Raw genomic sequence first — 25,532 nt, forward strand, 5'->3', positions numbered from 1 at the left:
CCAAGCCTATACGGAGGCGGTGCGCGAGAAAACCGGTCGTGCCGCGATCAGGTGGCGGCGGGACGCGCGGCGGCGGCGGCCTCGGGGTTGAGCCGCCAGACAGCCCCGTTCAGCGAGGCAGCAATCGTCACCCAGAGCAGGTAGGGCGCAAGCATCAGCCCCGCGATCGTGTCGAGTTGCCAGGCCGTGACCATGGCGCCAAACACCGCGAGCCATAGGAACAGGATGACCACCATCCCCGCCTTGATCCGCTGCAAGCCGAAAAAGATCGGCGTCCAGAGCGTGTTGAGCGCGATCTGAAACGCCCAGAAGGCCATGGCCATCTCGCTGCCCTCCATCGGGGCGACGCGCGCGGCGGAGCCCGCGATCACCAGATAGAGCAGCGACCAGACCACGGGAAACACCCAGTTCGGCGGGTTCCACGCGGGTTTGCGCAGCGCGTCATACCACTTTCCGGGCGGAAACATGGAGCCAGTCGTTGCCGCAGCCGCGCAGGCGCCGAGAAAGACGGTGAAGAGGAGCCAGTCAAATTCCATATCAGGTTAACTAGGCCGGCCGCCGAGTGGTTCCATGCCGCGGGTGGCGCGGTCGCGGGCCTCAAGCTGGGCAAACAGTCCCAGAAGGCTGCCCGAACGCCCCTCGCCCCAGGCCGAGCGGTCCGCACTGCGCGCCCCGGCCTCGACGAGAAACGCAGTCTCCGGCAGGGGGGTGGCGTGCAACACGGCCGAACGCGGCATGACCGTTGTCACCCCGCTGCGCAGCACAGAGAGCGACAGCCAGCCGAGTTTCTGCAGCTTGGAGGTATGCGCCCGCAGGTTGATATTGTCATAGCCTGCCCGCGCAACCTCGGCCCCGATCCCGGCATAGATGTGACGCGCAGCGAAGATCCCCGGACGCGCGCCCAGCGGCAGGGCCGCAACCCCGGCCTCGGACCGGTCATAGAGCCGTCGTGCCTCGGCCAGCAGGCGGCGCGTGACCGTGGTCAGCGCCTCGGAAGTGGTCGGGTTGGCGAGAAACGAGTCGGGGTCGAGCCCCTCCTCGGCCATCATCGCGCGCGGCAGATACAGACGCCCCTCGGCGGCGTCCTCGCCCACATCGCGGCAGATATTCGTCAGCTGCATCGCCACGCCCAAATCGCAGGCCCGCGCCAGCGCATCGGCGTCGCGCACCCCCATCAGGACGGTCATCATCGCACCCACCGCCGCCGCAACCCGGGCGGAATAGGCGCGCACATCGGACAGGGTGTCATACTGCCGTTCCATCGCGTCCCAGGCAAAGCCCTCGATCAGGGCCTCGGGCAGGGCGCGGGGCATGTCATGGGCCTCGATCATCGCGGCAAAGGCCCGGTCCGCGCAGGCATTCCGGGGCGTCCCGCGATAGGCGAGATCCAGTCGATCCTTCAGGTCCAGCACCGCGGCGGGTTTTTCCTGGTGGTCGTCCACCGCATCATCGGCCAGACGGCAGAAGGCGTAGAGCGCCAGCGCCGGGTCCCGCACCTTGGTCGGCAAGAGCCGCGAGGCCGCATGGAAAGAGAGCGAGCCATGGCGGATCGCCTCCTTGCAATGCTCCAGATCCGCGGGGCTGTACCGCAGCGGCAGTTCCAGATCGGCGGGCGTCGCGTCGAGGCTCATTCCGCGGCCTGCTTGAGCGGCACGGCATCCACCGGCATGGGCGGCGCCATGGGCACCATCTTGGCCAACACCTCGGCCGAGCTGATCACTCCGGGCACGCCGGCACCGGGATGGGTACCCGCCCCGGCGAGAAACAGCCCCTCCGCCTCTTCCGAAACGTTATGGGGCCGGAACCACGCCGATTGCAGGATCCGCGGTTCGATCGAAAAGCCTGAGCCATTCGGTGACAGGTATCGGTCACGGAAGGTTTCGGGCGTGAAGACGACCTCGGTCGTGATGCGGCGCGAGATGCCCGGCATGGTTTTCTCGAGCTCGGCCAGAACCTTCGCCTTGTAGCGGGGGGCCTCGGCCTCCCAGTCGACGGGGTTGTCATGGCCGAGATGGGGGACAGGCGAGAGCACGTAGAAGGTGTCATCCCCCTTGGGCGCCACGCTCGGATCGGTGAGTGAAGGCCGGTGGAGATAGAGGCTCATGTCATCGGCGAGCCGCCCGTTGATGAAGATATCCCGCAAGAGACCCTCATACCGCGGCCCGCTCAGGATGGTGTGGTGCCCCACATCGGGCCACTCGCTCGCCGTCCCCTTGGTCCCGAAATACCAGACGAACAGCCCCATGGACCAACGCCGCGACTTCAGCTTGGCCGGGGTCCAGCGCTTCTTCGAGGCGTTGCGCATCAGGTGGTCATAGGTATGGCCCGCATCCGCGTTCGACACCACGATATCCGCATGGGCCACCTCGCCACTGTCGAGGCGGATGCCGCGCACCTTGCCATCGGTGACGAGGATCTCGTCCACTGTCTCGCCGAGGCGCAGCCAACCGCCCTGCTCGGCCACCACATTCGCCATGGCCTGCGCAATCGCCTGCACACCGCCCATGGCGTAATGGACGCCGTATTCCTTCTCGAGATGGCTGACGAGCGCATACATCGAGGTGACGTTCATCGGATCCCCGCCGATGAAGAGTGGATGGAACGACAGCGCCATCTGCAGCCGCTTGTCCTTCACCCGGCCCTTGGCAAGGCCGAGGATCGACTGATCGGCGCGCAGCATGGCAAAGGTGGGCAGGACCTTGATCGTCTCCCAGGCCTTGTGCATGGGCTTGGCCACCATGCCCTCGAACCCGACCACATAGCGGCGATGGGCGTCCTTGAGGAACTTGCGATAGCCCTTGAGATCCCCGGGCGCGAGCCGCTGGATCTCGGCCTCCATCGCCTCGGTGGATTGCCGCGCCTTGAGGCTGGACCCGTCGGGCCAGCGGATCTCGTAGAACGGATCCATGGGTTTGAGCGTGACATCATCGTGGAAGTTCCGCCCGCAGGCAGCCCAGAGGTCCTCATAGACCTGCGGCACGGTGATGATCGTCGGGCCAAGATCGAACCGGTGTCCGTCCTGACTGATCGAGGAGCCGCGCCCGCCCGGCATGTCCAGCCGGTCGAAGACGGTCACGGCATAGCCCTTGGCCCCAAGCCGCATGGCGGCGGCGAGCCCGCCCAGTCCTGCGCCAATGACGATGGCGCGTTTGCGGGGGCCCGAGATGGCTTCGGCGGCGGTGATTGGATCGACTCGTGTCATCATGATCTGACGATACCGCTGTCTAGTTTAATTGACAACATCCGCGTCAACCTCCGGGATCTTTTCTGTGCCGGGCCGGCGGCTTATATGAAGGGGAACAATTCCCGGAGATCTCCATGCAACCCGTTGAAATCTATACTTCCCCCCTGTGCGGCTTTTGCCATGCCGCCAAGCGCCTGCTGTCACAGAAGGGCGTCAGCTTCGCAGAGGTGGACGTGCTCGCCGCCCCCGCCCGCAAGCCCGAGATGATCCAGCGCGCCGGTGGCCGCACCAGCGTGCCGCAGATTTTCATCGGCGAGACCCATGTGGGCGGCTGCGATGACCTCTATGCGCTCGAGCGCGCGGGCAAGCTCGACACCCTGTTGGCCGGCTGATGCGCGCCGGCCTGCTGCAGATGACCTCGGTCGACGATCCGGCCGCCAATATCGTGCAGATCAAGGCATTGGCGCGGCAGGCCGTGGCGGAGGGGGCGGAGTTCCTGCTCTCGCCCGAGGTGAGCAATTGCATCTCGAACAGCCACAGCCACCAGCGCGCGGTCCTGCGCCCCGAGGCGACGGACCCGATGCTGGCCGAGATGCGGGAGTTTGCCGCCGCCGAAGGGGTGTGGCTGCTGCTCGGATCGCTTGGCCTTCTGTCAGAGGATGCGGATGGGCGCTTTGCCAACAGGTCTTTCCTGATCAACGCGCAAGGCGAGATCGCCGCGCGCTATGACAAGATCCACATGTTCGATGTGACGGTCTCGGAGAGCGAAACCTATCGCGAGAGTGACAGCTACCGCCCCGGCGGTCAGGCGGTCGTGGCGGACACGCCCTTTGGCCGGGTCGGGATGGCCGTCTGCTATGACCTGCGGTTTCCGCATCTTTTTCGGGATCTGGCCCGGGCCGGGGCCGAGATCCTGACGCTTCCTGCCGCCTTCACCCAGGTCACCGGCGAAGCCCATTGGCACCCGCTGCTGCGGGCCCGCGCCATCGAATGCGGGGCCTTCGTGCTCGCCCCGGCGCAGACTGGCGCGCATCCGACGGCACCGAACGGGCCGCGTCGTACCTATGGGCACAGTCTGGCCATCGACCCCTGGGGACGGGTGCTGGCCGATGCCGGAACCGCCCCCGGTGTGACCTGTATTGACCTCGATCTCGGGGAAGTTGCCGCAGCGCGGCGAAAAATCCCTTCCCTCACCGCAGATGCAGCTTATGCTGCGCCGCGATGAATACAGTTGACGACGCCCTTGCGATCTCTCTTTTGTCCGAGCTCTTCACCACGGATCAGCTCGCCCGCGCCCGTCTGGGCAAGGCCCTGCCCAAGGGCATGGAACTGAGCCATTTTTCCGTGTTGAACCATCTCGCCAATACCGCCGCCGAGAAGACGCCCGCGCAGCTTGCGCGCAGTTTTCACGTCACCAAGGGCGCGATGACGAACACGCTGGGCAAGCTCGAAGCCGCAGGCCATGTGCATATCCGGCCCGATTGGGATGATGCGCGCCGCAAGCTCGTTGCCGTCAGCCCTGCGGGACGTGCCGCCCGGGATCAGGCGCTGCAGGTAATCACGCCGATCATCTCGGAAATGACCTCGACGCTGGGATCGGAGAAGGTCCGCGCCGTGCTGCCGATCCTGCGCGAGCTGCGGATCCGGCTGGAGCAGGACTAGCGCTCAGGCCCGCTGCGCCTGCGGCGCGGAAACCGCGTCGAGAAACCCGGTGATCTCGGCGGCGATCAGGTCGGGGCGTTCCTCATGCATCAGGTGCCCCAGATGGGGCAGGCACCGCGTCTCGGCCCGGGGCAGTTTGCGCGCCGCATCCTCCGAAACCGCCGGAGCCACCGCCTTGTCCCGCGCCCCGGTCAGCAGAAGGGCTGGCGTGTCGATCCCCGGCATCTTCTTGCCCAGCGGGCGCAGATCCCATTGGGACATCATCGCCAGCGCACCCGAAACATGGGCTCGGTCCCGCACCAGACGGTAATAAAGCATCAGCTGCCGCTCGCTGAGCTCGGATCCCGTGGCGGTGATCAGCTGGGCGACACTGCGCGGCGTGGTGGTGTTGGCAAAAACCAGCGAGGTGAACGGGTTGAGCGCCAGCAGCTTGGCCAGCATGGGAAAGAGCCAGCCCGCCACCCCGTCAAACTCGGCAAAGGCCCCGTTCAGCGCGATGAAACCACGGGGCGGCTCGGGCAGCTTGTCGATCAGATCGAGCCCGACCGCCGCCCCGGCGGAATGCCCGATGATCCCCTGCGGGAGCAGATCCTCGCGCCGCAAGAGAGCCGCCAGATCGGTGGAGACCGCCGCCAGACCGGCACGCTGGCTGCCGCCCTTGGTGGTGAAACCATGGCCGGGCAGATCCACCGCGACCACCCGGTAGCGCGGTGCGAGCGCGGTCATCAGATCGGCGAAACTATGCAGCGACGCCCCCGCCCCATGCAGCAAGAGCAGCGTCGGTCCCTGCCCCATGACCTGCACATGCCATTGATGCGGCGTCACCCGCAGAAACCGACTGGCCTCCGCATGGGGCCAGTGGCGCTTCTCGAGATCCCAGTTCATGTCTCCAGCGCGGCGGTCACGGCGCTGGACAGGCGTTGGCTGTCCGCGCGGGGCATGGGGATATACGGCGCAGCGAGTTCCCCGGCCAGCTCGCGCAACTGCGGCTGCGGGCGCTTGCCCATGTCGATCACGACCGAGGGCGTCTCTTGCCCGCGCAGGGCCCGCGCCATGGCGCGGGCGTCCTCGGCGGCACTCGGGCGATCCGGCGAACCATCCAGCGCGATATTCGCCCGCCCATCCGTCAAAAGCGCCACGGTCGGGCTCAGCCCGCGCCCCTTGCTCAGCTCCGCGAGATCCAGCGAGGCCCGAAGCCCCGCCGCCAGAGGCGTGCCGCCCCCACCCGGCAAGGCCGCCAGACGGCGCTTGGTCTGCACCAGCGACCGGGTCGGCGGCAGCAGCAGCTCGGCCCCCGTGCCGCGAAACGCGATCAGAGCCACGTGATCCCGGCGGGCATAGGCCTCGGCCAGCATCAACTCCACCGCGCCCTTGGCTTCGGCCAACCGCGCCAGCGCGGCGGAACCCGAGGCATCCACGGCAAAGATCAGCAGGCGGTCGGATTTCTCTTCAAAGCGGCGCAGGCGGATATCCTCGGCCCGCACCAGCACCTTCTGCGGCGCATCCGGGGTCAATTTCCGGCGGATTGTCTGCCATGGCGCTGCCGCGCGCAGGGTCGCGACCAGATCGATCCGCGCCTGCCCGTCCAGCCGCCCGGGGCGCGATGGCAGGGGCCGTCCGCGTCGATTGCCCTTCTTGGCCGCACCCGCGCCGCCGCCGGATTTGGCCGTGCGCGGCGCCTTGGCCGCCGCGATCCGCGCCAACAGGTCGGGCGGAAGGACCGCTTTGGCGGCTTCCAGAAGGATCTCTTCCGGCAAGCGCTGGGGCGTGTCGTCGCTGTCCTGCTCCTCATCCGGCGCGGCATCGCTTTCCGGCGGCGGGCTGTCCGGCGGGGTTTCGGGCGGGTCCGCGTCCTCCGTCTCTTCACTCGGAAACCGGGTGGCGCGCGGGGCGAGCACAAGCTCGGTGGCCGTGATCAGGTCGTCCTCGGACGCCTCGGCCCGGCCGTCCAGCGCCGCCGCGGCACGCGCCACGCGCAATGCCAAAAGGGGCGCGCGCAGGCTGTCGATGCCGAGCCGCACGGCAGCCACGGTCATCGCCGTGATGGCGGTATCGGGCAAGCGCACCTGGGTGAGCCGGGCGCGGGCAGCGGCGATTTCATCGCGGTTATAGGCGGGCTCGGGACAGTCGCCCTGGGCCAACCCCTCCAGATCAAGATGCAGCGCCAGCCGGTCCGCGAGGCACTGCGCGAGGCGCTCGTCCTCCTCCGCACCCTCATCCATGGCGATCAGGGCATGACCCTGATCCGTATCCAGCATCTGGGCCAGACGCGCGGCGAGCCCGGGTGTCATTCGCTCGGCCATGGGCGCGATCAGCGCAACAGGACCAGCCCCCAGCAGGCCCGGCGCCCGCACAAGCCGCCCGGCCGAGAGCGTCGCCGCCAGATCCACGCCACCGAACAGCTGCGCATCCCCGATCCCCGGCGGCAGGCGACGCGGAGCCGCAAGCAGATCGCGCAGGGGGGCGAGCAACCGGTCCCGCACGGGACCCGAACGCGCGCGCATCCACAGCCCACCGAGACCTTCGGGGTCAATGGCGAGCAAGGCGACCGCCGTGGCCGCCTGAGCCCAGCGCTCCACCGGGTCCGTATGGGGGGTCTGGATCACGCGAGAACGCTGTCGACCACGCGGCTCACTCGGGTGGTCGAGCCAGCCTCGTCCAGCGGGTCACGCCGCAGACGGTGGCGCAGGGCCGAGGCCGCGATGGTGCGCAGGTGGTCGCGTGTCACTTCGGTGGCACCCGCATAGGCCGCCACGGCCCGTGCGGCCTTGAGCAGGGTCAGCTCGCCCCGCAGCCCATCCGCGCCCAGCGCCACGCAGAGCTCGGCACAGTCCCGCAGGGTGGCCTCGGGCGTCGCCACCGCGCGGAGCCCCGCGCGCGCCGCCAGGATCCGGGCGCGCAGATTGGCGTCCTCGCCCTGCCAGTGATCCATGAACGCTTCATAATCCATCTCATAGGCGTCGCGACGGCGGATCACCTCGATCCGGTCGTCGATCTCGGTCGGAGAGCTCACCTCGACGCTCAGCCCGAACCGGTCCAGAAGCTGCGGACGCAGCTCGCCCTCTTCGGGGTTGCCCGAGCCCACCAGCACGAACCGCGCCGGGTGGCGGATCGAGAGGCCTTCGCGCTCGATCACGTTCTCACCCGAGACCGCCACATCCAGAAGGAGGTCCACAATGTGGTCCTCCAGCAGGTTGACCTCGTCGATATAGAGATAGCCCCTGTTGGCGCGCGCCAGCAATCCGGGCTCAAACGCTTTCTCGCCACGGGTCAGCGCGCGCTCGATGTCGAGCGCGCCCACGACCCGGTCCTCGGTGGCGCCTAGGGGCAGGTCGATCACCGGGGTCGGTTTGGACACCATCGCCTCGCCCACGCCTTCGGCCCATTCGGGCACCGCATCGCGGGTGGCGGAATTGCAGGGGCAGCGCTCGACCACCTCGATCTCGGGCAAGAGCGCGGCGAGCGCCCGCACGGAGGTCGATTTCCCCGTCCCCCGGTCGCCGAACACCAGCACGCCGCCAATGCTCGGGTCGATGGCCGTGAGGATCATGGCCTGCTTCATCTCGGACTGGCCAACGATGGCGGAGAAGGGGAACGGGTGGGTCATGCGGTCTCTTTCATGTCGGGTCGGCGCGCGGAGACGGGAGAGAGCGGTCGCCGCCCCTGCCAGGTGCCGTGATCGCCGAGAACGGAAAACCGGGCGTAGAGCTCTTCGGCAAAGAGCCCGCCCTCGCGGACGGCCCGGATCGCCTCGGCATGGGGGCCTCCGCGCCGGGCGAAGGCGGCCATGCTCTGCGTGTCGGGCCAGATGGAGAAGGTGACCTGCTGCATCAGGGGGACCTCGCCGATCCCGATCTTGAACAGGACGTTCGGATCGCGGCCGATCATGTCGCTGATGGCCGGTTCATGTTTCCAGAATTGCAGCGCGCGCGACGGGCGCACCGTGGCCCGGGTCAGCGCGGCGAGCGGGCCCGGGGCACTGGGCGTGTCCACCTCGAACGGCGCTTGCCCGGACCATTTGCCCCGCGCCGATGTGGTGGCCAGCAGGACGGTCCAATCTTCACATGCCTTGGCGCGGTAGCGCGACCAGACCGCGCCTTCGCGGGTCTGCGCCTCGGCGGTCTCGCGATCCGGCCAAGTGGCAAGAATTGCATAGACGGCGGTGTTGGGAACCGGGGTGAACCCCTCGCCAGAGCCCGAGCCGCAGAGTTTCCAGAACCCGATACCGGGGGTCTGCGGCAGCGCAAACCGGGCCGCACCCATCTGGGTCAGCGCCCAAAGGCGGTCTATCACGCTGTCGAAGCGAAAGAGGCTGAGACTGACGGTCTGAATCGGACTCACTCCAATGTGTAAACTAAGTTTGACACACTGCCTGTAAATCCGAAAGACTTATTTACATCAGCTCGTCAGACCCCCTCGGGGCGGAGGCCGCGAACTCCTCACGGCGCACCCGGGCCAGAACGGCCACGTCAACCTCGGCCGCGCCCGCATCGAAACAGGCGATTGCGCAAGCCGCAAGTGTTGCACCGCTGGTCAGCACATCATCCATCAGTAGGACATGGCGCCCCTCGAGCCCCGCGCTGCGCGCGCGGGCCGGGTTCACGCTGATGGCGCCGTCGAGATTGGCAAAGCGTTCGGTGTGACTGCGGTGGTCCTGCATCGGCGTGCGTCGTGTCCGCACCAGAAGATCGGGCACCATCTGCCGTTCCAGATGCCGGGCGGCGACCCGCGCCAGCAACACGGCCTGATTATAGGTCCGCTTCAACAGGCGCGTGCGATGCATCGGCACCGGCAGGATCAGCGTATCGCCCTGCACCAGCGGCCGGGCCGCCCGTGCGAGCCACGCCCCCGCCGGACGCGCCAGATCCGTGCGGTCGCTATGCTTGAGCTGCAGCACCAGCGTCCGGCCCAGATCCTCGTAGGTCATGGCGGCGCGCCCGCGATTCCACGGGCGCTGCGTGGTCATGCATTCCTCGCAGATATCGGTTTCATCCTCGGCCAGACCCGAAACCGGCACCCCGCAGGTCCCGCAAATCCCGCCCGCGATGAAGGGCGTCTCGCGCAGACACTCCCCACACAGGCCGAAATCGCTGGCCACCGGCGCGCGACAGCCAACGCAACTCGGCGGATAAAGCGTCTGCAGCGCGGTTTGCAATTGTCCCTGAAACACTTAAATAGCCCTCTCAACTGAGGACACTTGATGGATCGCCCACCCCGCCTGACCGATCGCACCGCACTTGCGGCGCACCGTGCCCGCGCCTGCCGCGGCGGCGGTCCTGAGCTGTTTCTCCATCGCGAAGCCCTCTCTGAGCTTCAGGAAAGACTGAGTGAGGTTAACAGGAGCTTTACCAAGCCCGCGATTGTCACCGGTTTTCCCGCGTTCTGGGCCGAGGCCTTTCCGGACGCCACGGTGGTGGCGGATACCGACCTGCTCGATCTCGAGCCCGGCGCCCATGATCTGGTGATCCATGCCATGGCGCTGCATTGGGCCGATGACCCGGTGGGGCAACTGGTGCAGGCACGCCGCGCGCTGGTCGAGGATGGCCTGCTTCTGGCGGTGAGCTTTGCCGGTGACACCCTGCGCGAGCTGCGCATCTCCTTTGCCGAGGCCGAGAGCCGTCTGCGGGGCGGGCTCAGCCCCCGGGTGGCCCCGATGGGCGATCTGCGGGATCTCGGCGGGCTTCTGCAGCGGGCGGGCTTTGCCCTGCCGGTTGCGGATCTCTCCCCCCGGCAGGTGGATTATGCCACGCCCCTGCATCTGATGCGGGAGCTGCGCGCCATGGGCGAAACCAATGCGCTCGACCAGCGCGACCGCCGCCCCCTGCGCCGCGATGTGCTGGCGGCGACGCTCGATCTCTATGCGACGGAATTTCCGGGCGACAACGGCCGTGTGCGCGCTACGTTTCAGTTTGCGTTCCTGACCGGCTGGGCGCCTTCCGAGAACCAGCCGCAACCGATGCGCCCTGGATCGGCGTCTCACCGCCTGGCCGATGCGCTGGGAACGGTGGAATTCGACCGGGATATGAACCCAATGACCGACTCGGCTGCCGCCGACAAAGGCGACGACTGACAAAGGCACGATACCGATGAACATGATGTCCAAGACCACGTCCTCTCACCTGCCGAGTGACCACCCGCCCGTCAATTTCGGCAAGATCGGCATCCTGCTGGCCAATCTCGGGACACCGGACAATTACGACTACTGGTCCATGCGCCGCTATCTGAACGAGTTCCTGTCGGACAGGCGCGTGATCGATTACAGCCCGTGGATCTGGCAGCCCCTGCTGCAGCTGGTGATCCTGACGAAGCGCCCCTTCAGCTCGGGTGCGGCCTATAAGTCGATCTGGAACGAAGAGGCCGGCGAGAGCCCGCTGATGACCATCACCAAGGACCAGACCGCCAAGATGAAAGCCGCGATGCAGGCGAAGTTCGGCGATGATGTCGTGGTCGATTTCTGCATGCGCTACGGCAATCCCTCCACCAAGTCCAAGGTCGAGGAGCTGCAGGCGCAGGGCTGTCAGAAGATCCTGTTCTTCCCGCTCTATCCGCAATACGCGGGCGCGACCTCGGCCACGGCCTGCGACGAGTTCTTCCGCTCGCTGGAACACATCAAGTGGCAGCCGATCGTGCGCACTGTAGAGCCGTATTTCGAGCATCCGATGTATATCGAGGCGCTGGCCCAATCGGTGGAGCGCGCCTATGCGGATATCAAGGACCGGCCGGATGTGCTGGTCGCCTCCTATCACGGGGTGCCCAAGCGCTACCTGATGGAGGGCGATCCCTATCACTGCCAGTGTCAGAAGACCTCGCGCCTTTTGAAGGAACGTCTCGGCTGGCCAGATGGCGAGATCGTCACCACCTTCCAGAGCCGGTTCGGCCCCGAGGAGTGGCTACAGCCCTACACCGTCGAAGAGGTCGCGCGCCTGGCCGAAGGCGGCAAAAAGAAGATCGCCGTGATCGCGCCAGCCTTCTCGGCCGACTGCATCGAAACGCTCGAAGAGATCAACGAAGAGATCAAGGAAAGCTTCGAAGAAGCGGGCGGCGAAGAGTTCACCTATATCCCCTGCCTGAACGATGACGACGCCCATATCGCGGCGCTCGCCCAGGTTGTCGAGGACAACCTCGCAGGTTGGATCGCTCCGCGCGGCTGAGCCCGAGCTGACCTGCGGACACTAAAAAAGGCGGCCCCGGGAGGCCGCCTTTTCTAATTTCTCGATCGCGTGACGCGATTAGGACGCGACTGCGGCCAGAACTGCGATCAGCAGCAGCGGCAGAACGATGCCACCTGCGGACGAGTTGGTTTCTTCAACGATGACCGGCATTTCCATCATCGGCTCTTCCATGGAGCCAGCGAAGGCGGTGGAAGCTGCTGCAGACAGGACGGCTGCGAGAACGAGTTTTTTCATGGTTCCCTCCAAAGAGATGCTCACATTTACGACTTGGACACGCCAAGAGACGCTGGTGAGCGTTCTAGACTGTACCTCGTGGTATTTTTTAAGCAGGAGAAAGTTCCGAATGCAATCAACGCCGGAGCTTCGCCCGCGCGGATGCCCAAATGTCGTCAAAACTGCAACACTCCCCATTCAAGTGAGGTCAGGGCACCCCGGTCCATGGCTTTACCCCCCTGCGTCCCCATGAAGGAGTGTCGGGAATTCAGGATTTTATGAGGCGACCTTCACAAAACCTTACGTCAAGGCGGTGCTTTGCGCGGATCTGAAGAGGCCAAGAAAAAACGGCGCCGGGGCGCCGCTTGATTTCGATCATATTCCTGCGCGGGCAAAGTCAGATCAAAAGAACCTGTGTTCCGCTGCGGGCCTTTTCGAACAATTCCGCGATGTCTTCGTTGAACAGGCCAATGCAGCCATTCGACGAGCGGCGCCCAATCTTGCGCGTGTCATGGGTGCCGTGGATTCGGTAATAGGTCCAGCTGAGATAGAGCGCGTGGGTCCCAAGCGGGTTGTCCGGGCCCGGACCCACAAAGTCCGGCCATTCCGGATTGCGCTTTTTCATGGAGGGCGTCGGACGCCAACTCGGGCCTTCGACCTTCTGGGTCACGCGGGTACGACCCTTGCGCGTCAGGTCTTCGGACAGCGGCACGGAGGTCGGGTACAGCCGGTACTCGGTCTGGTCCTCGGACCAGTAATGCAAGGCCCGGGACGAGATATCCACGAGGATCGCACCGTTCTTGGTATCCGAGAAGTATGGCCGCCAGTCGAGCGCGCGGAATCCCGAGATATTGCGGCGCACGGATTGGGTCGGCTCCTGCTCGATCTCGGTCGTTCCGGCCATCTGCGCCAGAGCCGGGCTCGCCAGCAGGGTAGAGGCCGCGCCCGTGGTCGCAAGGAAGCGACGGCGCGATACGTCAGGGGTATTTCGTCTGGACATGGTCGGACTGCTCCAATGATCTCAGAAGTTTTCGGCTCAACCTAAGCGAGTCGGTCTTAACGTACAATTCACACGCATGTCATCACATCGTGCGCAGGCAAGCGGTTGGACGTTCCGTCGAATAATCGCTAGGGAAGAGAGAAGGCACGCTATGCGAGGGGGTTACATGCGCCGAATTCTAGCTTTGTGGCTGATCCTTCCGATCATTCTGGCCGCCTGCACGCCGCCGCCGCCCACCCTGGGCCCGGATGGGCAACCCCTGCCCCGGGTCTATGATATCAACGCGTCCGATACCGGGCGGATCCAGTTCGCGATCCTCGATTCGGTCAATGTCCTGCGGCAGGCCGGAGGGCGCAGCCCGCTCGCGCTTAACCCGCAACTGAACGCCGCGGCCGCCACCCATGCGCGGGACATGGCCGTGCAGAACCGGCCCTGGCATTTCGGCTCCGACGGCTCCTCGCCGCCCGAACGGACCGCGCGCTCGGGCTATCCGGGGCAGTTCCGGGCCGAGCTGATCTCCGAGACCTACGAGACCGAGCTGGAAACCCTCGCCGCCTGGATGGAGGACCCCGCCACGCGGGAGATGATCCTCGACCCGGAGGCGCGGGATCTGGGCTTCTCCTGGTATCAGGAACCCAATGGCAAGCTGTGGTGGACGATGGTGCTCGGCGGCAGCGGCCCGCAAGTGGTCCCGGACGTCTGAGCCACGCCCCGATCCGGCACGGGATCAGGGATCAGGGATCAGGGATCAGGGATCAGGGATCAGGGATCAGGGATCAGGGATCAGGGATAGATGTCGATCGGCGTGTCGTTCTTGACCATGGCATAGATGTCTTCCATCTCGCGATTGGTCACGGCGATGCAACCGGCAGTCCAGTTCTCGCCGGTGCGCGGCCCGGTCAGGTTCGGCTGACCATGGATGAAGATATCGCCCCCCGGGCTTTGGCCCATCGCGCGGGCGCGGGCGACATCCGCCGTGTTCGGATAGGAGATCCCGAGCGACAGGTGAAAGCTGCTATTGGGGTTGCGTCGGTCGATGCGGTAGCGCCCCTCGGGGGTCTTGCCATCGCCCTCGACCTCCTTGGGGCCCACGGGCGCAAAACCGAGATCGATGTCGAACCCCCGCAGCACCGTGTCGTGATGCATCAGGTACATACGCAGCTCGTCCTTGAACACGACGATCCGGGTCACTTCGGGTCCGTCATAGCTGCGGAATCGCGAAGCTCCGCAGCCGGATAGCCCGACAGCGATACCCAGCAGCAAGAGGCGGCGGGAAAGGGTCATATGTGAAGCCTGCTCGAAAGAGGTGACGTTTTTGTTATTGGCCACAGAGTGCCAGATTTCGCCGCCCCGGACCAATCACGAATTGGGGGGAGACCGCTTTTCCAGCGCCTCTTCGATCGCCTTGAGCCGGTTCATCACCTCATCCCGATACGCGTCGGTGGCGGCGACCTCTTCGGCGGAGTGGGCATCCTGCATCGAGTTTACGATCAGACCCACCAGCAGGTTCACTACCGCGAAGGTCGTGACCATGATGAAAGGCAGAAAGAACATCCACGCATAGGGGTAGACCTCCATCACCGGGCGTACGATCCCCATGGACCACGACTCGAGGGTCATGATCTGGAACAGGGAATAAGCCGAGCGGCCCAGATCTCCGAACCAAGTGTCGAACTGGGCCGCTTGCTCGGGCGTGCAGGTCGGACAGCCAGTGCCAAAGAGCTTCGTCGCCATGACCGCGCCGATATAAAAGATGATCGCCATCAGCAAAAACACCGACCCCATGCCGGGCAGCGCGGTTACAAAGCCCTCGACCACCCGGCGCAAGCTCGGCGCGACAGAGATCACGCGCAGCACCCGGAGGATGCGGAGCGCCCGCAGGACCGAGAAGCCCTGCGCCCCCGGGACGATCGCCACACCGACGATCAGGAAGTCAAAGATGTTCCAGCCCGAACGAAAAAAGCGCGGCCCAAGGGCAACGAGCTTGATCGCCAGTTCAACGATGAAGATCCCGAGGCAGATCTTGTCGAGGGTCGTGATCAGCCCGCCTGTCGCCGCCATCAGGCTTTCGGAGGTTTCCATCCCCAGAAGCACCGCGTTCAGCACGATCACTCCGATGATGAATGAGCGGATCCGAGGGCTCTCGATCCAGTCGGCTAGGCGGGCGCGCAAGGCTGTCATCGGCGGAATTCCTCAGCTGTCGGGGTCGATATGGGGTGCGGTGAAGGCGGCAGCAAGCTCCACATGGGGGGACCAGCGGAACTGATCCACCACCTGCACCCAAGCGAGGCGATATCCCGCATCACAGAGCATCTTGGCATCGCGGGCAAAGGTCACCGGGTTGCAGGACACCGCCGCGATCCGGGGCACGCGCGCCTCGGCGAGACAGCGGGTCTGGGCTTCGGCCCCGGCGCGGGGCGGGTCGATCACCACCGCATCGGTTTTGGCCAGCTCATCGGGCAGTAGCGGTCGGCGGAAGAGATCCCGCGTCGCGACCTGCACCCGCGACAGGCCGGGCGTCTTGCGCCAGGCGGCGTCGAGCGCTTCGAGCATCTCGTCATCGCCCTCCACGGCAAGCACTTCGGCGCGTTGGGCCAAAGGCAGGGCAAAGGTCCCGCATCCGGCAAAAAGGTCGATGACCTGTTTGGCCGGGCCGACCGCCTCGGTCACGGCCGCCAGGAGCGCGCCCTCCCCCTCGCGGGTGGCCTGCAGGAAAGCGCCGGGCGGGGGCGTAACCACCGCCGGGCCAAAGCGCTGCACCGGGGGGCGGAGCGTCACCAGCACATCGCCCTCCAGGCTGAGCCGGGCCAGATCCAATCGCTGGGCCAGTGCCGTCAACCGCAGGCGCAGCGCCTCGTCCAACGCCTTGCCGCCCCGGACATCCACGTCCAGCCCCGCCTCGGACACCGTCACCGCCAGCGACAGTTCCCCCTTGCGGGAGCCAAGCTCGGGCAGAAAGGCCGCGAGATCCGGCAGGGCCGCCGTGATCGCAGGGTCCAGCACTTCGCAGGCCGGGATATCAACAATCGTGTCGCTGCCGCGGGTGTGAAACCCCAGCAACGTGCCCTTCTTCAGCCGCCGTCCGGACAGGGTCGCGCGACGACGGGAGCGGGGTGGCGAGGTCTGGATCGACCGCATCGGGGCGCTCAGGCCATGGGCGGCGAGCGCCTCGACCACGATCTGCGTCTTCCAACTGGCGACGAACGGGTCCGAGGCGTGCTGCACCGCGCAACCGCCGCAGCGCGCGTAATGGGCGCATGGGGCTTTCACCCGATCCGCCGAGGGCGTCACGATCTTGGGTGCAGAGATCCGGTCGCCGTCGATCTCGCCGCGGATCTCTTCTCCGGGCAGGGTGCGCGCCGCATAGATCGGCCCCGGCGCGATGCCGTCGCCATGAAGGCCCAGTCGGGTGATGGTCACTGTCTCGGTCATGGCCGGGCTTTAGCGGGCGCGCGCGGCTCCGGCAACTTGGTTATTCCGCCGCATCCACCAACCCGATGAAGCCTCCGGACTGGCGATTCCAGTACCGCGCATAGAGACCGCCCTTGGCCAGAAGCTCCGTATGGGTGCCGTCTTCGACGATCCGCCCCTGATCCAGCACCACGATCCGGTCCATCTGGGCAATGGTCGAGAGCCGGTGCGCGATGGCGATCACCGTCTTGCCTTCCATCACCCGGTCGAGCGCATCCTGGATCGAGGCTTCGACCTCGCTGTCCAGCGCCGAGGTCGCCTCGTCCAGCACAAGGATCGGCGCATCCTTCAGGAACGCCCGCGCCAGGGCGATCCGCTGCCGCTGTCCGCCGCTGAGCTTGACGCCGCGCTCGCCCAGATGAGCGTCATAGCCCTTGCGCCCGGCGTGATCCTCCAGATCCAGAATGAACGCGTGCGCCTCGGCCCGCTCGGCGGCGGCGATCATCTCGGCCTCTGTCGCGTCGGGACGCCCATAGAGGATGTTCTCGCGCGCCGAGCGGTTGAACATGGCCGTCTCCTGCGTGACCATGGCGATCTGCTGGCGCAGGCTGTCCTGGGTAACCGCGCGCAGGTCGGTGCCATCGATGGTCACCCGCCCGGATTCCGTATCATAGAGCCGCAGAAGCAGCCCGGTCAGGGTTGATTTGCCCGCCCCCGAGGCCCCCACAAGACCCAGTTTCTGCCCCGGCTCCACCGTCAGCGAGATCCCGTCAATCCCGCCCACATCGCGGCCATACATGAAGGTCACATCCTCGAAGGCGATCCGACCCTGTGTGGTTTTCATGGCCTCGGCCTGCGCTGCATCGGTCAGCTCATGGGGCACGGTCAGCGTGCGCATCCCATCCTCGACCTCGCCGACATTCGCGTAAATCGCCATCAGTGTGAAGCTGACCCAGCCGGTCATCTGCGCGATCCGGATCGCGATGGCCCCCGCGGCGGCGATGTCCCCCGGGGTGGCGGCCCCGTTGGTCCACAGGACCAGCGTCCCGCCGATCAGCAACACCGGCAGCACCCCCGCAATCGCCATGAGCCAGAACCGGAAGCTCGACGAGATGTACCCGAAATCCAGCGCCTTGCGGCGGTAGCTGCCCATGGCGTTCAGGGCCGCGCGGTCCTCATGCTCGGAATGCCCGAACAGCTTGACCGTCTTGATGTTGGTCACCGTATCCACGACCTGCCCGGTGACATTCGCCCGCGCCCCGGCCCGCGCGGCAGAGCGTTTGCGCACCTTGGGCAGAAACGCCCGGATCAGGCCGAGATAGGCCACGAGCCAGACGCTCAGCGCCAGAGCAACCCAGGGGTCGATGGTCAGAAGCAGGATCGCCGAACCCAGGATGGAGGCGAGCGCGAAGGCGACCACATTGATCACCTCGGAGGTGACATCCGTCACCGCGCGCGCGGTCTGCATCTGCTTCTGGGCGATGCGCCCGGCGAAATCATTGTCAAAGAAGCTCACCGACTGGCCCATGGTCCAGCGGTGCAGCCGCGACAGGACCAGCGGGTTCAGGTTGGGCTGCACCACGATGGCATTGGCCGCCGAAGACAGGCCAAAGATCGCCGGCCGGATCAGGATGAAGAACCCGGCAAAGAGCAGGACCGTGGGCCATTGGCTGGCAAAGAACCCCTCGGGCCCGGCGCCCAGCGCCGTGTCGATCACATAGCCCAGCAGCATGGCCGAGATCACCTCGAGCGTGCCCGCGAGCGCCGAGAGGGCCGCCGCCGCCCAGAGCACGGGCATCGAGCCCCGCAAGCACCAGCGCAGGAACGCGCCCAGCTGTTGCGGTGGCGGCCCGTCGGCTGGCTGGAACCCGTCGATCAGATCCTCGATCCGGCGCAAAACACTCATTCCGCGGCCTCCGTCGTATCAATGAACCCACCCGATTGCCGCGACCAGAACCGGGCATAGAGCCCGCCCTTGGCCAGCAGATCCGCATGGGTGCCGTCCTCGATCACCCGGCCGTCATCCAGAACGAGGATCCGGTCCATATGGGCGATGGTCGACAGGCGGTGCGCGATGGCGATCACCGTCTTGCCCTCCATCACGCCATAGAGCGTGTCCTGAATGGCCGCCTCCACCTCGCTGTCGAGGGCCGAAGTCGCCTCGTCGAGCACGAGGATCGGCGCGTTCTTGAGGATGACACGCGCGAGGGCGATCCTCTGGCGTTGCCCGCCGCTGAGTTTCACGCCCCGCTCGCCCACATGGGCGTCATAGCCGGTGCGGCCCTCAGGGTCCGTCAGCCCAAGGATGAAATCATGGGCCTCGGCGCGTTCGGCGGCGGCAATCACCTCGGCCTCGGTGGCGTGGGGCTTGCCATAAAGGATGTTGTCGCGGACCGAGCGATGGAGCAGCGCACTGTCCTGCTGCACCATCCCGATCTCGGCGCGCAGGCTATCCTGGGTCACCTTCGCGATGTCCTGACCATCGATCAGCACCCGACCGGCATCGGCGTCATAGAACCGCAACAGAAGCTTCACGAGGGTCGACTTCCCCGCCCCCGAGCGCCCGATCAGCCCCACCCGCGTGCCCGGCGCGAGGGTCAGGTCGATCTTGTCGAGACCGCCAGTCTCCTGCCCGTAATGGTGGCTCAGGGTCTCCAGTCTGATCTCGCCCTCGCGCAGCTCCAGCGGTTTGGCATCCGGCGCGTCCACAAGGGTGATCGGCTGCGCAATGGTCTGCAGGCCTTCGGCGATCACGCCGAGATTCTGAAAGAAATTCGACACCGCCCACATGATCCAGCCGGTCATGGCATTGAGCCGCAAGGTCAATGCCGTCGCCGCCGCGACCACACCCACCGAAGCCGCATCCTGCATCCAGAGGACCACTGCCCAGCCGACCACCCCGACGATCAGCAATCCGTTCAGGATCACCAGCACGATATCCATGGTGGTGAAAATCCGCATCTCGCGGGCAAAGGTCGTCCGGGTGGTCTCGATCGCCTCTTTGGCGTAGTCGAGCTCCCGGTCATGATGGGCAAAGAGTTTCACCGCGTGAATGTTGGTGTAGCTGTCCACGACCCGGCCCGTCACCTCGGACCGCGCCTCGGAGCTTGCCTTGGACGCGGGGCCGATATTCACGATCGTCCAGCGCACCAGCGCGAGATAGAACCCGAACCACAGGATGAGCGGCAGCGCGAGGCGCGGATCCGCCCCCATGAGCAGGATCGCAGCCCCGATCAGATACGCGAGCGAGAAGCTCAGGGCGTCGAAGACCTGAAACACCGCCTCGCCCGCGGCCGGCGGCGTCTGCATCACCCGATTTGCGATCCGCCCGGCAAAGTCGTTCTCGAACCAGCCCACGGATTGCCGCAACACCTGCCGATGGGCGCGCCAACGAAAGAGCGTGCTGTAATTCGGCAGAATCGCATTGTTCAGAAGCAGCACGTCAAAGGCCTGCAACACCGGGCGCAGCAGCAGGATGAACACGGCCACCAGCACCAGTTCAAGCCCGTGGCTCTCCCAGATCGTGGCGGGCGTGTTCGAGGATAACAGGTCCACGACCCGTCCCATGTAGAAAATCAGCCCGATCTCCACAGCCGCCACCAGCACGGACATCACCCCGGCAACCGCAAAGACGCCGCGGAACGGCTGCGACCAAGATTTGATGAACGGCCAGAGGCGCGTGGGGGGGCGATCCGTCTCGGAATAGGCCACATACGGGTCTATGAGACGCTCGAAATAGCGGAACATGGGAACGGTCCTTGGGCTGTCCTAGCTATATAGCCTCGGACACGCGAAATGCCACGGCCATAGGCTCAGAGGCGGGCCAGCAACTCCGCCTTTGACAAGCGCATGCCCGAGGCAATCCAGGCCGTTTCCAACTTGCGCAGCGCGGCCCCGATCTCGGGTCCTTGCAACGCGTCCGGCAAGTCCTTGGCCCGGAGGGGGAAGACCATCTGCGCGCCCCGTTCGACCTCAGGGATCTGCGCGGGGTCCAACGGCGTCGAGAATAGCGCGGCCCTCAGGGTCAGGACATCCCGCGCGACGAGCGCGCCAAGACGATAGCCCAACTCCGCCGGGCCGGTCAGAGCCCCCAGATGGTGACGCAGCTCTGCCAGTCTGCGGGCCTGCGCTTTGGAGAGGCGCAGCGCGTCGGTCGAGCCACCCAGGCCGGCCAACCGGCGCAGCGGCTCGGGGGACAGATCAAGCTGGCCTTCCAGGTGGATGAGGGGCGCGAGCGCCTCGGCACTCGCGCCGGGCAGCGTACGGGCGAGGACCCCAGATTGCGCCATCGCTGCGACCGCCGGGGCCGGATCTTGCGCCGCCAGCAGTTTCAGAAGTTCCGCCGTGACCCGCTCGGCCGAGAGCGTGCGCAACCCTCCGGCGAGCGCGGCGCAGGCCGCAAGCCCCTCGGCATCCAGCCCCTCCTCGGGCGCGCCATACCAGGCGGTGAACCGGAAAAAGCGCAGGATCCGCAGGTAATCCTCACGAATGCGATCCTCGGGCGCACCAATGAACCGCACCCGCCGCGCCGCGAGGTCCGGCGCACCGCCCAAAGGGTCGACAACCTCTCCGCACGCAGTGGCATAGAGCGCGTTCATGGTGAAATCCCGGCGGCTGGCATCCTCGGCAACATCCTCCGAGAACGCGACTTCGGCGTGGCGGCCATCGGTAGCGACATCCCGGCGAAAGGTCGTGATCTCAATGGGGTGACCGTCGGCGATCACGGTGACGGTGCCGTGGGACAACCCGGTGGGAATGACCTTGAACCCCGCCCCCTCGGCCAGGGCGCGCACCGTGTCAGGCAAAGCGCTGGTGGCCATGTCGAGATCGGTCACAGGTGCCCCGATCAGAGCGTTCCGGACCGTTCCGCCGACATAGAGCGCTTGATGCCCGGCCTCGGTCAACAGGTGCAGAACCCGCTGCGGGGCGGGGTCCGCCCAGGGTCCGGGCGGCAGGATCACTGCAGTGCGTCGGCGAAGCCTCGCAGGATCCGCGCAGTCGCCCCCCAGATGTAATAGGGCCCATAGGGCACCGTGTAAAAACGACGGGATTTCCCCTGCCAGATTCGGTCCTGCACGGAAAACCGGGCCGGATCCGTGACATGGCCGTAGGGCACGCGGAACACCTCCGCGACCTCGCCAAGTTCCGGCACGATCTCGAACGGGTTTGTGACAATGCCCACGAAGGGCTGCATCCGGTAGCCGGTCACCGTCTCGTGGGCAGGCAACTCGCCCACGAGTTTCACCGCATCGGCGGGCAGGCCAATTTCCTCCCAGGCTTCGCGCAGAGCCGCATCCGCAGCGGAGGCATCGCCCTCATCCACCTTGCCCCCCGGAAAGGCGATCTGACCCGGGTGATGCTTGAGCCGCGAAGAGCGCTTGGTCAGGATCAACTCGACCCCGCCGGGCCCCTGGATCAGAGGGACGAGCACCGCCGCTGGTCGCAATTTCCGGGTCGGCGGCGGCGCAAATTCCGGGTTCAGGTCGAAATCCGAGGAGCCTCCGCGCGCCGCCTGCAACGCCAGCGCGACGCGACTGGCGACATCATCCAGCGGCATCCGGACCCTCCACCGCCTCGAACCCGAGGGTTTCGGGCTTGAATTCGTAATGCGCGCCGCAGAACTGGCAATCGGCGGTGACGATGCCCTCCTCGGTGGTCATATGCGCGATGTCTTTGGCCGAGTAGATCGACAGGCTCTGGCGCACGCGGTTCGGCGAACAGGTGCATCCGAACTTCACCGGAAGGGCGTCATAGACCCGCGGGTCTTCCTCGTGGAACAGCCGCACCAGCAGGTCCGATGGCGCCACAGAAGGGCCGATCAGTTCCAGAGCCTCGACCGTATCGAGCAGGACATTCGCGCGGGTCCAGTTCTCACCCTCGTCGCCGGCCAGGATATCATCGGGTTTGAGCAACCCCGCCTCTCCGGTCGCATCACCCGCGGCAAAGGGCGACGCCTTGGGCATATGCTGGAGCATCACGCCACCGGCGCGCCAGTGTTCCGCCTGACCTGGTTCGGTGCTGCGCCCGAAGCTGATCTCGAACCGGGTGGGCAATTGCTCGGACTGGGCGAAATAGGTCTCGGCGCAGGCCGAAAGGCTGTCACCTGCGATCGGCGTGATGCCCTGATAGGGCTCCATCCCCTTGCCCTGATCGATCAGGATCGCGAAGTAACCCCGGCCGATCGCCTTGAAGGGGTCGGTCTCTGCGGCGAGCCGCTCGGCATCATAGCTGGCATAGGCGCGAATCTGGGCCGGCGCGCCCTCTTCCTCGGGCGCGTAGAAATCCGTCGCGATCAGGCGGGCGGGGCCATCGCCGCGGATCTGGAGCGACAGTTTCCACTGCAGCTTGATGGACTGGCCAATCAGCGCGGTGAGAACGGCGGCCTCCGCGACCAGCGCCTCGATCATGGGGGGATAGTCGTGCTGCGCCAGGACACCATCGAGCACACCATCGAGCCGGGCCACCCGCCCCCGGATATCGGACCGGTCGAGTTGAAACGGCAGGACTGTATCGTCCCAGGCAAGTTTGGACGCGAGTGTCATGGAGGGGCCTTCCTAGAGGGGCGCGTTGCTGGCATACCGAAGCTATATAGAAGCCGTCCGCGATGCATCCAAGGGCGCGCACAGGCAACGCGGGAGGCGTTGGACGGGTATGATCAGACGGTATGGCGAAGCAGTTCGGGCAGGGCAAGCCTATCAAAGGCGCCCGGGTGCCTATGCGATCCTGCAGCGGGGGTCACAGATCCTCACAACCGTTCAGTTCGGGGCCCAGACAGAGATCCAGCTGCCGGGGGGTGGGATCGACCCCGGCGAAGCCCCGTTACCAGCCCTGCACCGTGAGGTGCTCGAAGAGACTGGCTGGCATATCTGCGTTTTGCGAAAGCTGGGGGTTTTTCGTCGGTTCACCTTCATGCCGGAATACGGGATCTGGGCTGAGAAGCTCTGCCATATCTATCTCGGGAGGCCGACCTTGTGCATGGGCCCCCCGGTGGAAGAGGATCACTTACCGCTCTGGATGAGCCCGAGCGAGGCGACCGTGGAGCTCGCCAATGCCGGGGACCGTGCTTTTGTTTCGCAATGGGGTCGCAGTCAGGGCTTGATCTGAGAACAGCGTTCCTCACGTGTCGCTTGATACACGGCCAAAATCGAGCACGAGGCCCGAGATATCGTCGCCGAAATCCGCGCCCTGAGCGAAGCTGTCCAGTTCCCGCGGCAGCACCTCCATCAGTGTCGGGCCATCGAGGTCACGATGCTTCGCGACCCATTTTGACAGCCCGGCATCATCCAGCATGTTGCCATCGGGATCTGTGCATTCCGTGAAACCATCCGAGACCATCAGAATGCGATCGCCCGCGTTCAATGTGGTCTCGAAGCTCGTATACTCGGCCCCATCGAGCAGACCGATTGGCAATCCACCATCGCCCATGAGCTCCGGGCTGCCGCCACTGCGCAGAAGTTGGGCATGGGGATGGCCTGCCTGCACGAGACGGATATGCCCCGTTTCACTGTTCAGGATGGCGAGGATGATGGTGAAATAGTGCTCGGTATCCATCTCCTCGAGGAGCAGCGTATTCAAATCCGCCGCGACCGCACCCGGATCCCGCCCAACCGGGTTCCCGTCTGGATCCGCCTCAATCGCGATGTTCTTTCCCGGAACCGAGCCGGACAGCACACCCGCGAGACGGGCCGTCATCAATGCAGAGCTCACTCCATGGCCGGACACATCGAGCGAATAGAGACCGATTTCCGACGAGTTGATTCGGAAGAAACCGACCAGATCGCCGCCCACATGCCCGCTTGATTGCAACATCAGAGCAATCTCCGCATCGCGGAACGTCCCGATCTTGTCCCGCACCAACGATTGCTGAAGCTTCTTGGCCTCGATCAGATCGTTGTCCACGGCCTGATAAAGCGTCTTAAGCTCCGCCAGCGTCTCGGAAATCAGCGCATTCTTGTTGGTCAGCTCCCGCTCCATGCGCATGACACGCTCGCCCGCGGTGATTCTCGCCATAAGTTCGACCGTGTGCACAGGCTTGGACAGGAAGTCGTCCGCGCCGGCATCAAACCCCTCAGCGATCTCATTCTTTTCAGTCTTTGTGGTCAAAAGAATGATGTAGACATAGTGATCACAGTTCAGATCACGCAAAGCGCGACACATCTCCGGGCCGGAGAGACCCGGCATCATCCAGTCGCTGATCACGATATCGATGCGATTGTCCTGAAACACCTCCAGCCCGTGATTCCCATCCTCGGCCTCAAAGACCACATAGCCCTTTTTCTTCAACGCCATGGAGAGAATGCGGCGCTGCAATCGACTGTCATCGACCACGAGCACGTGAAGCGCACCGGCAGTCGTATCGTGGGGGGGCAGGTCGTCTGTTGGCTCAGGAATCATTCGGAACTACTCGTGTTGCTGACTTGTTCCTAAGCCCCCCCACTTAACAGGGGATGAAGTTTAAAATGCTTCGGAAATCCATTCGTCCACTCAGGATTCGTTAACATGCCCGGCCTAGAGTTCCGGCCAATGCGAGGGCGGAAAAGCGAGTGAATCATGATTGATTGGAACCGGGTCAGGGAGCTGCAGGACGAAATCGGCGCGGACGATTTCGGCGAAATTGTAGAGGTGTTTATGGAGGAGGTTGAAGCCGCGATCGGCCAGCTTCCGACCGCAGACAAGGGTGCGGATCTCGAAGCTTTGATGCACCTGATCAAGGGCTGCGCCTGGAACCTCGGGTTTCGCGCGCTTGGCAAGCTTTGCGCTGATGGGGAAGCCGCGGCTGCGGCGGGCAACGGCGCCTCCGTGGACATCCCCGAGATCGTTGCCGCCTTCGAGACCGCCAAGGCTGTGTTCTCGGACGGTCTTGAAACGCAGCTGGTCGCCTAGGCTGACG

General features: G+C 65.4%; 27 protein-coding genes. 8 read left to right on the plus strand and 19 right to left on the minus strand.

Going from position 1 to position 25,532, the window contains the following annotated elements; translation table 11 throughout:
• Positions 1–47: 47 nt before the first annotated feature.
• From tspO to ACP150_RS08100, 3 genes are read right to left on the minus strand one after another with little or no spacing between them, the layout of a single operon-like run.
• Positions 48–536, minus strand: coding sequence for a tryptophan-rich sensory protein TspO (gene tspO / locus ACP150_RS08090; protein WP_424966076.1), 489 nt, complete (start codon positions 534–536; stop codon positions 48–50).
• 6 nt (positions 537–542) lie between these two features.
• Complete coding sequence (gene crtB, locus ACP150_RS08095; RefSeq protein WP_424966077.1) at positions 543–1,631, minus strand: 15-cis-phytoene synthase; 1,089 nt, start codon at positions 1,629–1,631, stop codon at positions 543–545.
• Positions 1,628–3,205, minus strand: coding sequence for a phytoene desaturase (locus ACP150_RS08100; RefSeq protein ID WP_424966078.1), 1,578 nt, complete (start codon positions 3,203–3,205; stop codon positions 1,628–1,630). The genes crtB and ACP150_RS08100 overlap by 4 nt, the downstream gene beginning before the upstream one ends.
• 113 nt (positions 3,206–3,318) lie before the next feature.
• Here ACP150_RS08100 and grxC point away from each other — a divergent pair, with 113 nt between their 5' ends.
• Genes grxC through ACP150_RS08115 form a run of 3 tightly spaced genes read left to right on the plus strand, consistent with a single transcriptional unit; the run spans position 3,319 to position 4,846 of the window.
• Positions 3,319–3,576 (plus strand): glutaredoxin 3, encoded by a 258-nt coding sequence (gene grxC / locus ACP150_RS08105; RefSeq protein WP_424966079.1) that lies wholly within the window; start codon positions 3,319–3,321, stop codon positions 3,574–3,576.
• The gene (locus ACP150_RS08110) at positions 3,576–4,409 is read left to right on the plus strand and encodes a carbon-nitrogen hydrolase family protein (protein ID WP_424966080.1); all 834 of its coding nucleotides are present in this window, start codon (positions 3,576–3,578) and stop codon (positions 4,407–4,409) included. Before grxC ends, ACP150_RS08110 begins: the two co-directional genes overlap by 1 nt.
• Complete coding sequence (locus ACP150_RS08115) at positions 4,406–4,846, plus strand: MarR family winged helix-turn-helix transcriptional regulator (protein ID WP_424966081.1); 441 nt, start codon at positions 4,406–4,408, stop codon at positions 4,844–4,846. The genes ACP150_RS08110 and ACP150_RS08115 overlap by 4 nt, the downstream gene beginning before the upstream one ends.
• Before the next feature lie 3 nt (positions 4,847–4,849).
• On the opposite strand, the gene bchO is transcribed toward ACP150_RS08115, so the two are convergent.
• Genes bchO through ACP150_RS08140 form a run of 5 tightly spaced genes read right to left on the minus strand, consistent with a single transcriptional unit; the run spans position 4,850 to position 10,016 of the window.
• Positions 4,850–5,731, minus strand: coding sequence for an alpha/beta fold hydrolase BchO (gene bchO / locus ACP150_RS08120; protein WP_424966082.1), 882 nt, complete (start codon positions 5,729–5,731; stop codon positions 4,850–4,852).
• Positions 5,728–7,452: a magnesium chelatase subunit D gene (locus ACP150_RS08125; RefSeq protein WP_424966084.1), complete on the minus strand. Its 1,725-nt coding sequence runs from the start codon at positions 7,450–7,452 to the stop codon at positions 5,728–5,730. Before ACP150_RS08125 ends, bchO begins: the two co-directional genes overlap by 4 nt.
• The gene (bchI, locus tag ACP150_RS08130) at positions 7,449–8,453 is read right to left on the minus strand and encodes a magnesium chelatase ATPase subunit I (RefSeq protein WP_424966085.1); all 1,005 of its coding nucleotides are present in this window, start codon (positions 8,451–8,453) and stop codon (positions 7,449–7,451) included. The genes ACP150_RS08125 and bchI overlap by 4 nt, the downstream gene beginning before the upstream one ends.
• Entirely contained in the window at positions 8,450–9,187 is a 738-nt protein-coding gene (gene crtA / locus ACP150_RS08135) for a spheroidene monooxygenase (protein ID WP_424966086.1), read from the minus strand. Before crtA ends, bchI begins: the two co-directional genes overlap by 4 nt.
• A gap of 52 nt (positions 9,188–9,239) precedes the next feature.
• On the minus strand, positions 9,240–10,016 hold the full coding sequence (locus ACP150_RS08140) for a double zinc ribbon domain-containing protein (RefSeq protein ID WP_424966087.1): 777 nt from the start codon (positions 10,014–10,016) through the stop codon (positions 9,240–9,242).
• Between the two features lie 30 nt (positions 10,017–10,046).
• Between ACP150_RS08140 and ACP150_RS08145 the strand changes: the two genes are divergently transcribed.
• Together ACP150_RS08145 and hemH are read left to right on the plus strand one after the other, a co-directional pair.
• Positions 10,047–10,916, plus strand: coding sequence for an SAM-dependent methyltransferase (locus ACP150_RS08145; RefSeq protein ID WP_424966088.1), 870 nt, complete (start codon positions 10,047–10,049; stop codon positions 10,914–10,916).
• Positions 10,917–10,941: 25 nt separating this feature from the next.
• Positions 10,942–11,997: a ferrochelatase gene (gene hemH / locus ACP150_RS08150; RefSeq protein ID WP_424966089.1), complete on the plus strand. Its 1,056-nt coding sequence runs from the start codon at positions 10,942–10,944 to the stop codon at positions 11,995–11,997.
• Between the two features lie 78 nt (positions 11,998–12,075).
• Here hemH and ACP150_RS08155 read toward each other — a convergent pair whose 3' ends face one another.
• Both ACP150_RS08155 and ACP150_RS08160 read right to left on the minus strand, forming a co-directional pair.
• Positions 12,076–12,252: a hypothetical protein gene (locus ACP150_RS08155; RefSeq protein WP_424966090.1), complete on the minus strand. Its 177-nt coding sequence runs from the start codon at positions 12,250–12,252 to the stop codon at positions 12,076–12,078.
• Between the two features lie 376 nt (positions 12,253–12,628).
• The gene (locus ACP150_RS08160) at positions 12,629–13,231 is read right to left on the minus strand and encodes a L,D-transpeptidase (RefSeq protein WP_424966091.1); all 603 of its coding nucleotides are present in this window, start codon (positions 13,229–13,231) and stop codon (positions 12,629–12,631) included.
• 166 nt (positions 13,232–13,397) lie between these two features.
• Here ACP150_RS08160 and ACP150_RS08165 point away from each other — a divergent pair, with 166 nt between their 5' ends.
• On the plus strand, positions 13,398–13,934 hold the full coding sequence (locus tag ACP150_RS08165) for a CAP domain-containing protein (protein WP_424966092.1): 537 nt from the start codon (positions 13,398–13,400) through the stop codon (positions 13,932–13,934).
• Positions 13,935–14,014: 80 nt separating this feature from the next.
• Here ACP150_RS08165 and ACP150_RS08170 read toward each other — a convergent pair whose 3' ends face one another.
• The 8 genes from ACP150_RS08170 to ACP150_RS08205 form a co-directional block, all read right to left on the minus strand.
• Positions 14,015–14,515: a L,D-transpeptidase family protein gene (locus ACP150_RS08170; RefSeq protein WP_424966093.1), complete on the minus strand. Its 501-nt coding sequence runs from the start codon at positions 14,513–14,515 to the stop codon at positions 14,015–14,017.
• Positions 14,516–14,590: 75 nt separating this feature from the next.
• Positions 14,591–15,412, minus strand: coding sequence for an ion transporter (locus ACP150_RS08175; protein WP_424966094.1), 822 nt, complete (start codon positions 15,410–15,412; stop codon positions 14,591–14,593).
• A gap of 12 nt (positions 15,413–15,424) precedes the next feature.
• Positions 15,425–16,663 (minus strand): class I SAM-dependent RNA methyltransferase, encoded by a 1,239-nt coding sequence (locus ACP150_RS08180; RefSeq protein WP_424966095.1) that lies wholly within the window; start codon positions 16,661–16,663, stop codon positions 15,425–15,427.
• A gap of 40 nt (positions 16,664–16,703) precedes the next feature.
• Positions 16,704–18,548, minus strand: a complete 1,845-nt coding sequence (locus ACP150_RS08185) for an ABC transporter ATP-binding protein (protein ID WP_424966097.1) — start codon at positions 18,546–18,548, stop codon at positions 16,704–16,706.
• On the minus strand, positions 18,545–20,389 hold the full coding sequence (locus tag ACP150_RS08190; RefSeq protein WP_424966098.1) for an ABC transporter ATP-binding protein: 1,845 nt from the start codon (positions 20,387–20,389) through the stop codon (positions 18,545–18,547). The genes ACP150_RS08185 and ACP150_RS08190 overlap by 4 nt, the downstream gene beginning before the upstream one ends.
• A gap of 65 nt (positions 20,390–20,454) precedes the next feature.
• Complete coding sequence (locus tag ACP150_RS08195) at positions 20,455–21,600, minus strand: CCA tRNA nucleotidyltransferase (protein ID WP_424966564.1); 1,146 nt, start codon at positions 21,598–21,600, stop codon at positions 20,455–20,457.
• Positions 21,600–22,199: a CoA pyrophosphatase gene (locus tag ACP150_RS08200; RefSeq protein WP_424966099.1), complete on the minus strand. Its 600-nt coding sequence runs from the start codon at positions 22,197–22,199 to the stop codon at positions 21,600–21,602. The genes ACP150_RS08195 and ACP150_RS08200 overlap by 1 nt, the downstream gene beginning before the upstream one ends.
• The gene (locus tag ACP150_RS08205; protein ID WP_424966100.1) at positions 22,186–23,184 is read right to left on the minus strand and encodes an Hsp33 family molecular chaperone HslO; all 999 of its coding nucleotides are present in this window, start codon (positions 23,182–23,184) and stop codon (positions 22,186–22,188) included. Before ACP150_RS08205 ends, ACP150_RS08200 begins: the two co-directional genes overlap by 14 nt.
• A 109-nt stretch (positions 23,185–23,293) precedes the next feature.
• Between ACP150_RS08205 and ACP150_RS08210 the strand changes: the two genes are divergently transcribed.
• Positions 23,294–23,746: an NUDIX hydrolase gene (locus ACP150_RS08210; protein WP_424966101.1), complete on the plus strand. Its 453-nt coding sequence runs from the start codon at positions 23,294–23,296 to the stop codon at positions 23,744–23,746.
• Between the two features lie 12 nt (positions 23,747–23,758).
• Here ACP150_RS08210 and ACP150_RS08215 read toward each other — a convergent pair whose 3' ends face one another.
• A complete protein-coding gene (locus ACP150_RS08215; protein WP_424966102.1) occupies positions 23,759–25,036 on the minus strand; it encodes a PP2C family protein-serine/threonine phosphatase in 1,278 nt (425 codons plus the stop codon).
• A 156-nt stretch (positions 25,037–25,192) separates the two neighbouring features.
• On the opposite strand from ACP150_RS08215, the gene ACP150_RS08220 reads away from it, so the two are divergent.
• Positions 25,193–25,525 (plus strand): Hpt domain-containing protein, encoded by a 333-nt coding sequence (locus ACP150_RS08220; protein ID WP_424966103.1) that lies wholly within the window; start codon positions 25,193–25,195, stop codon positions 25,523–25,525.
• Positions 25,526–25,532: the final 7 nt, after the last annotated feature.

Source organism: Dinoroseobacter sp. S375 (genome assembly GCF_049800775.1).
Lineage (GTDB): Bacteria > Pseudomonadota > Alphaproteobacteria > Rhodobacterales > Rhodobacteraceae > Dinoroseobacter.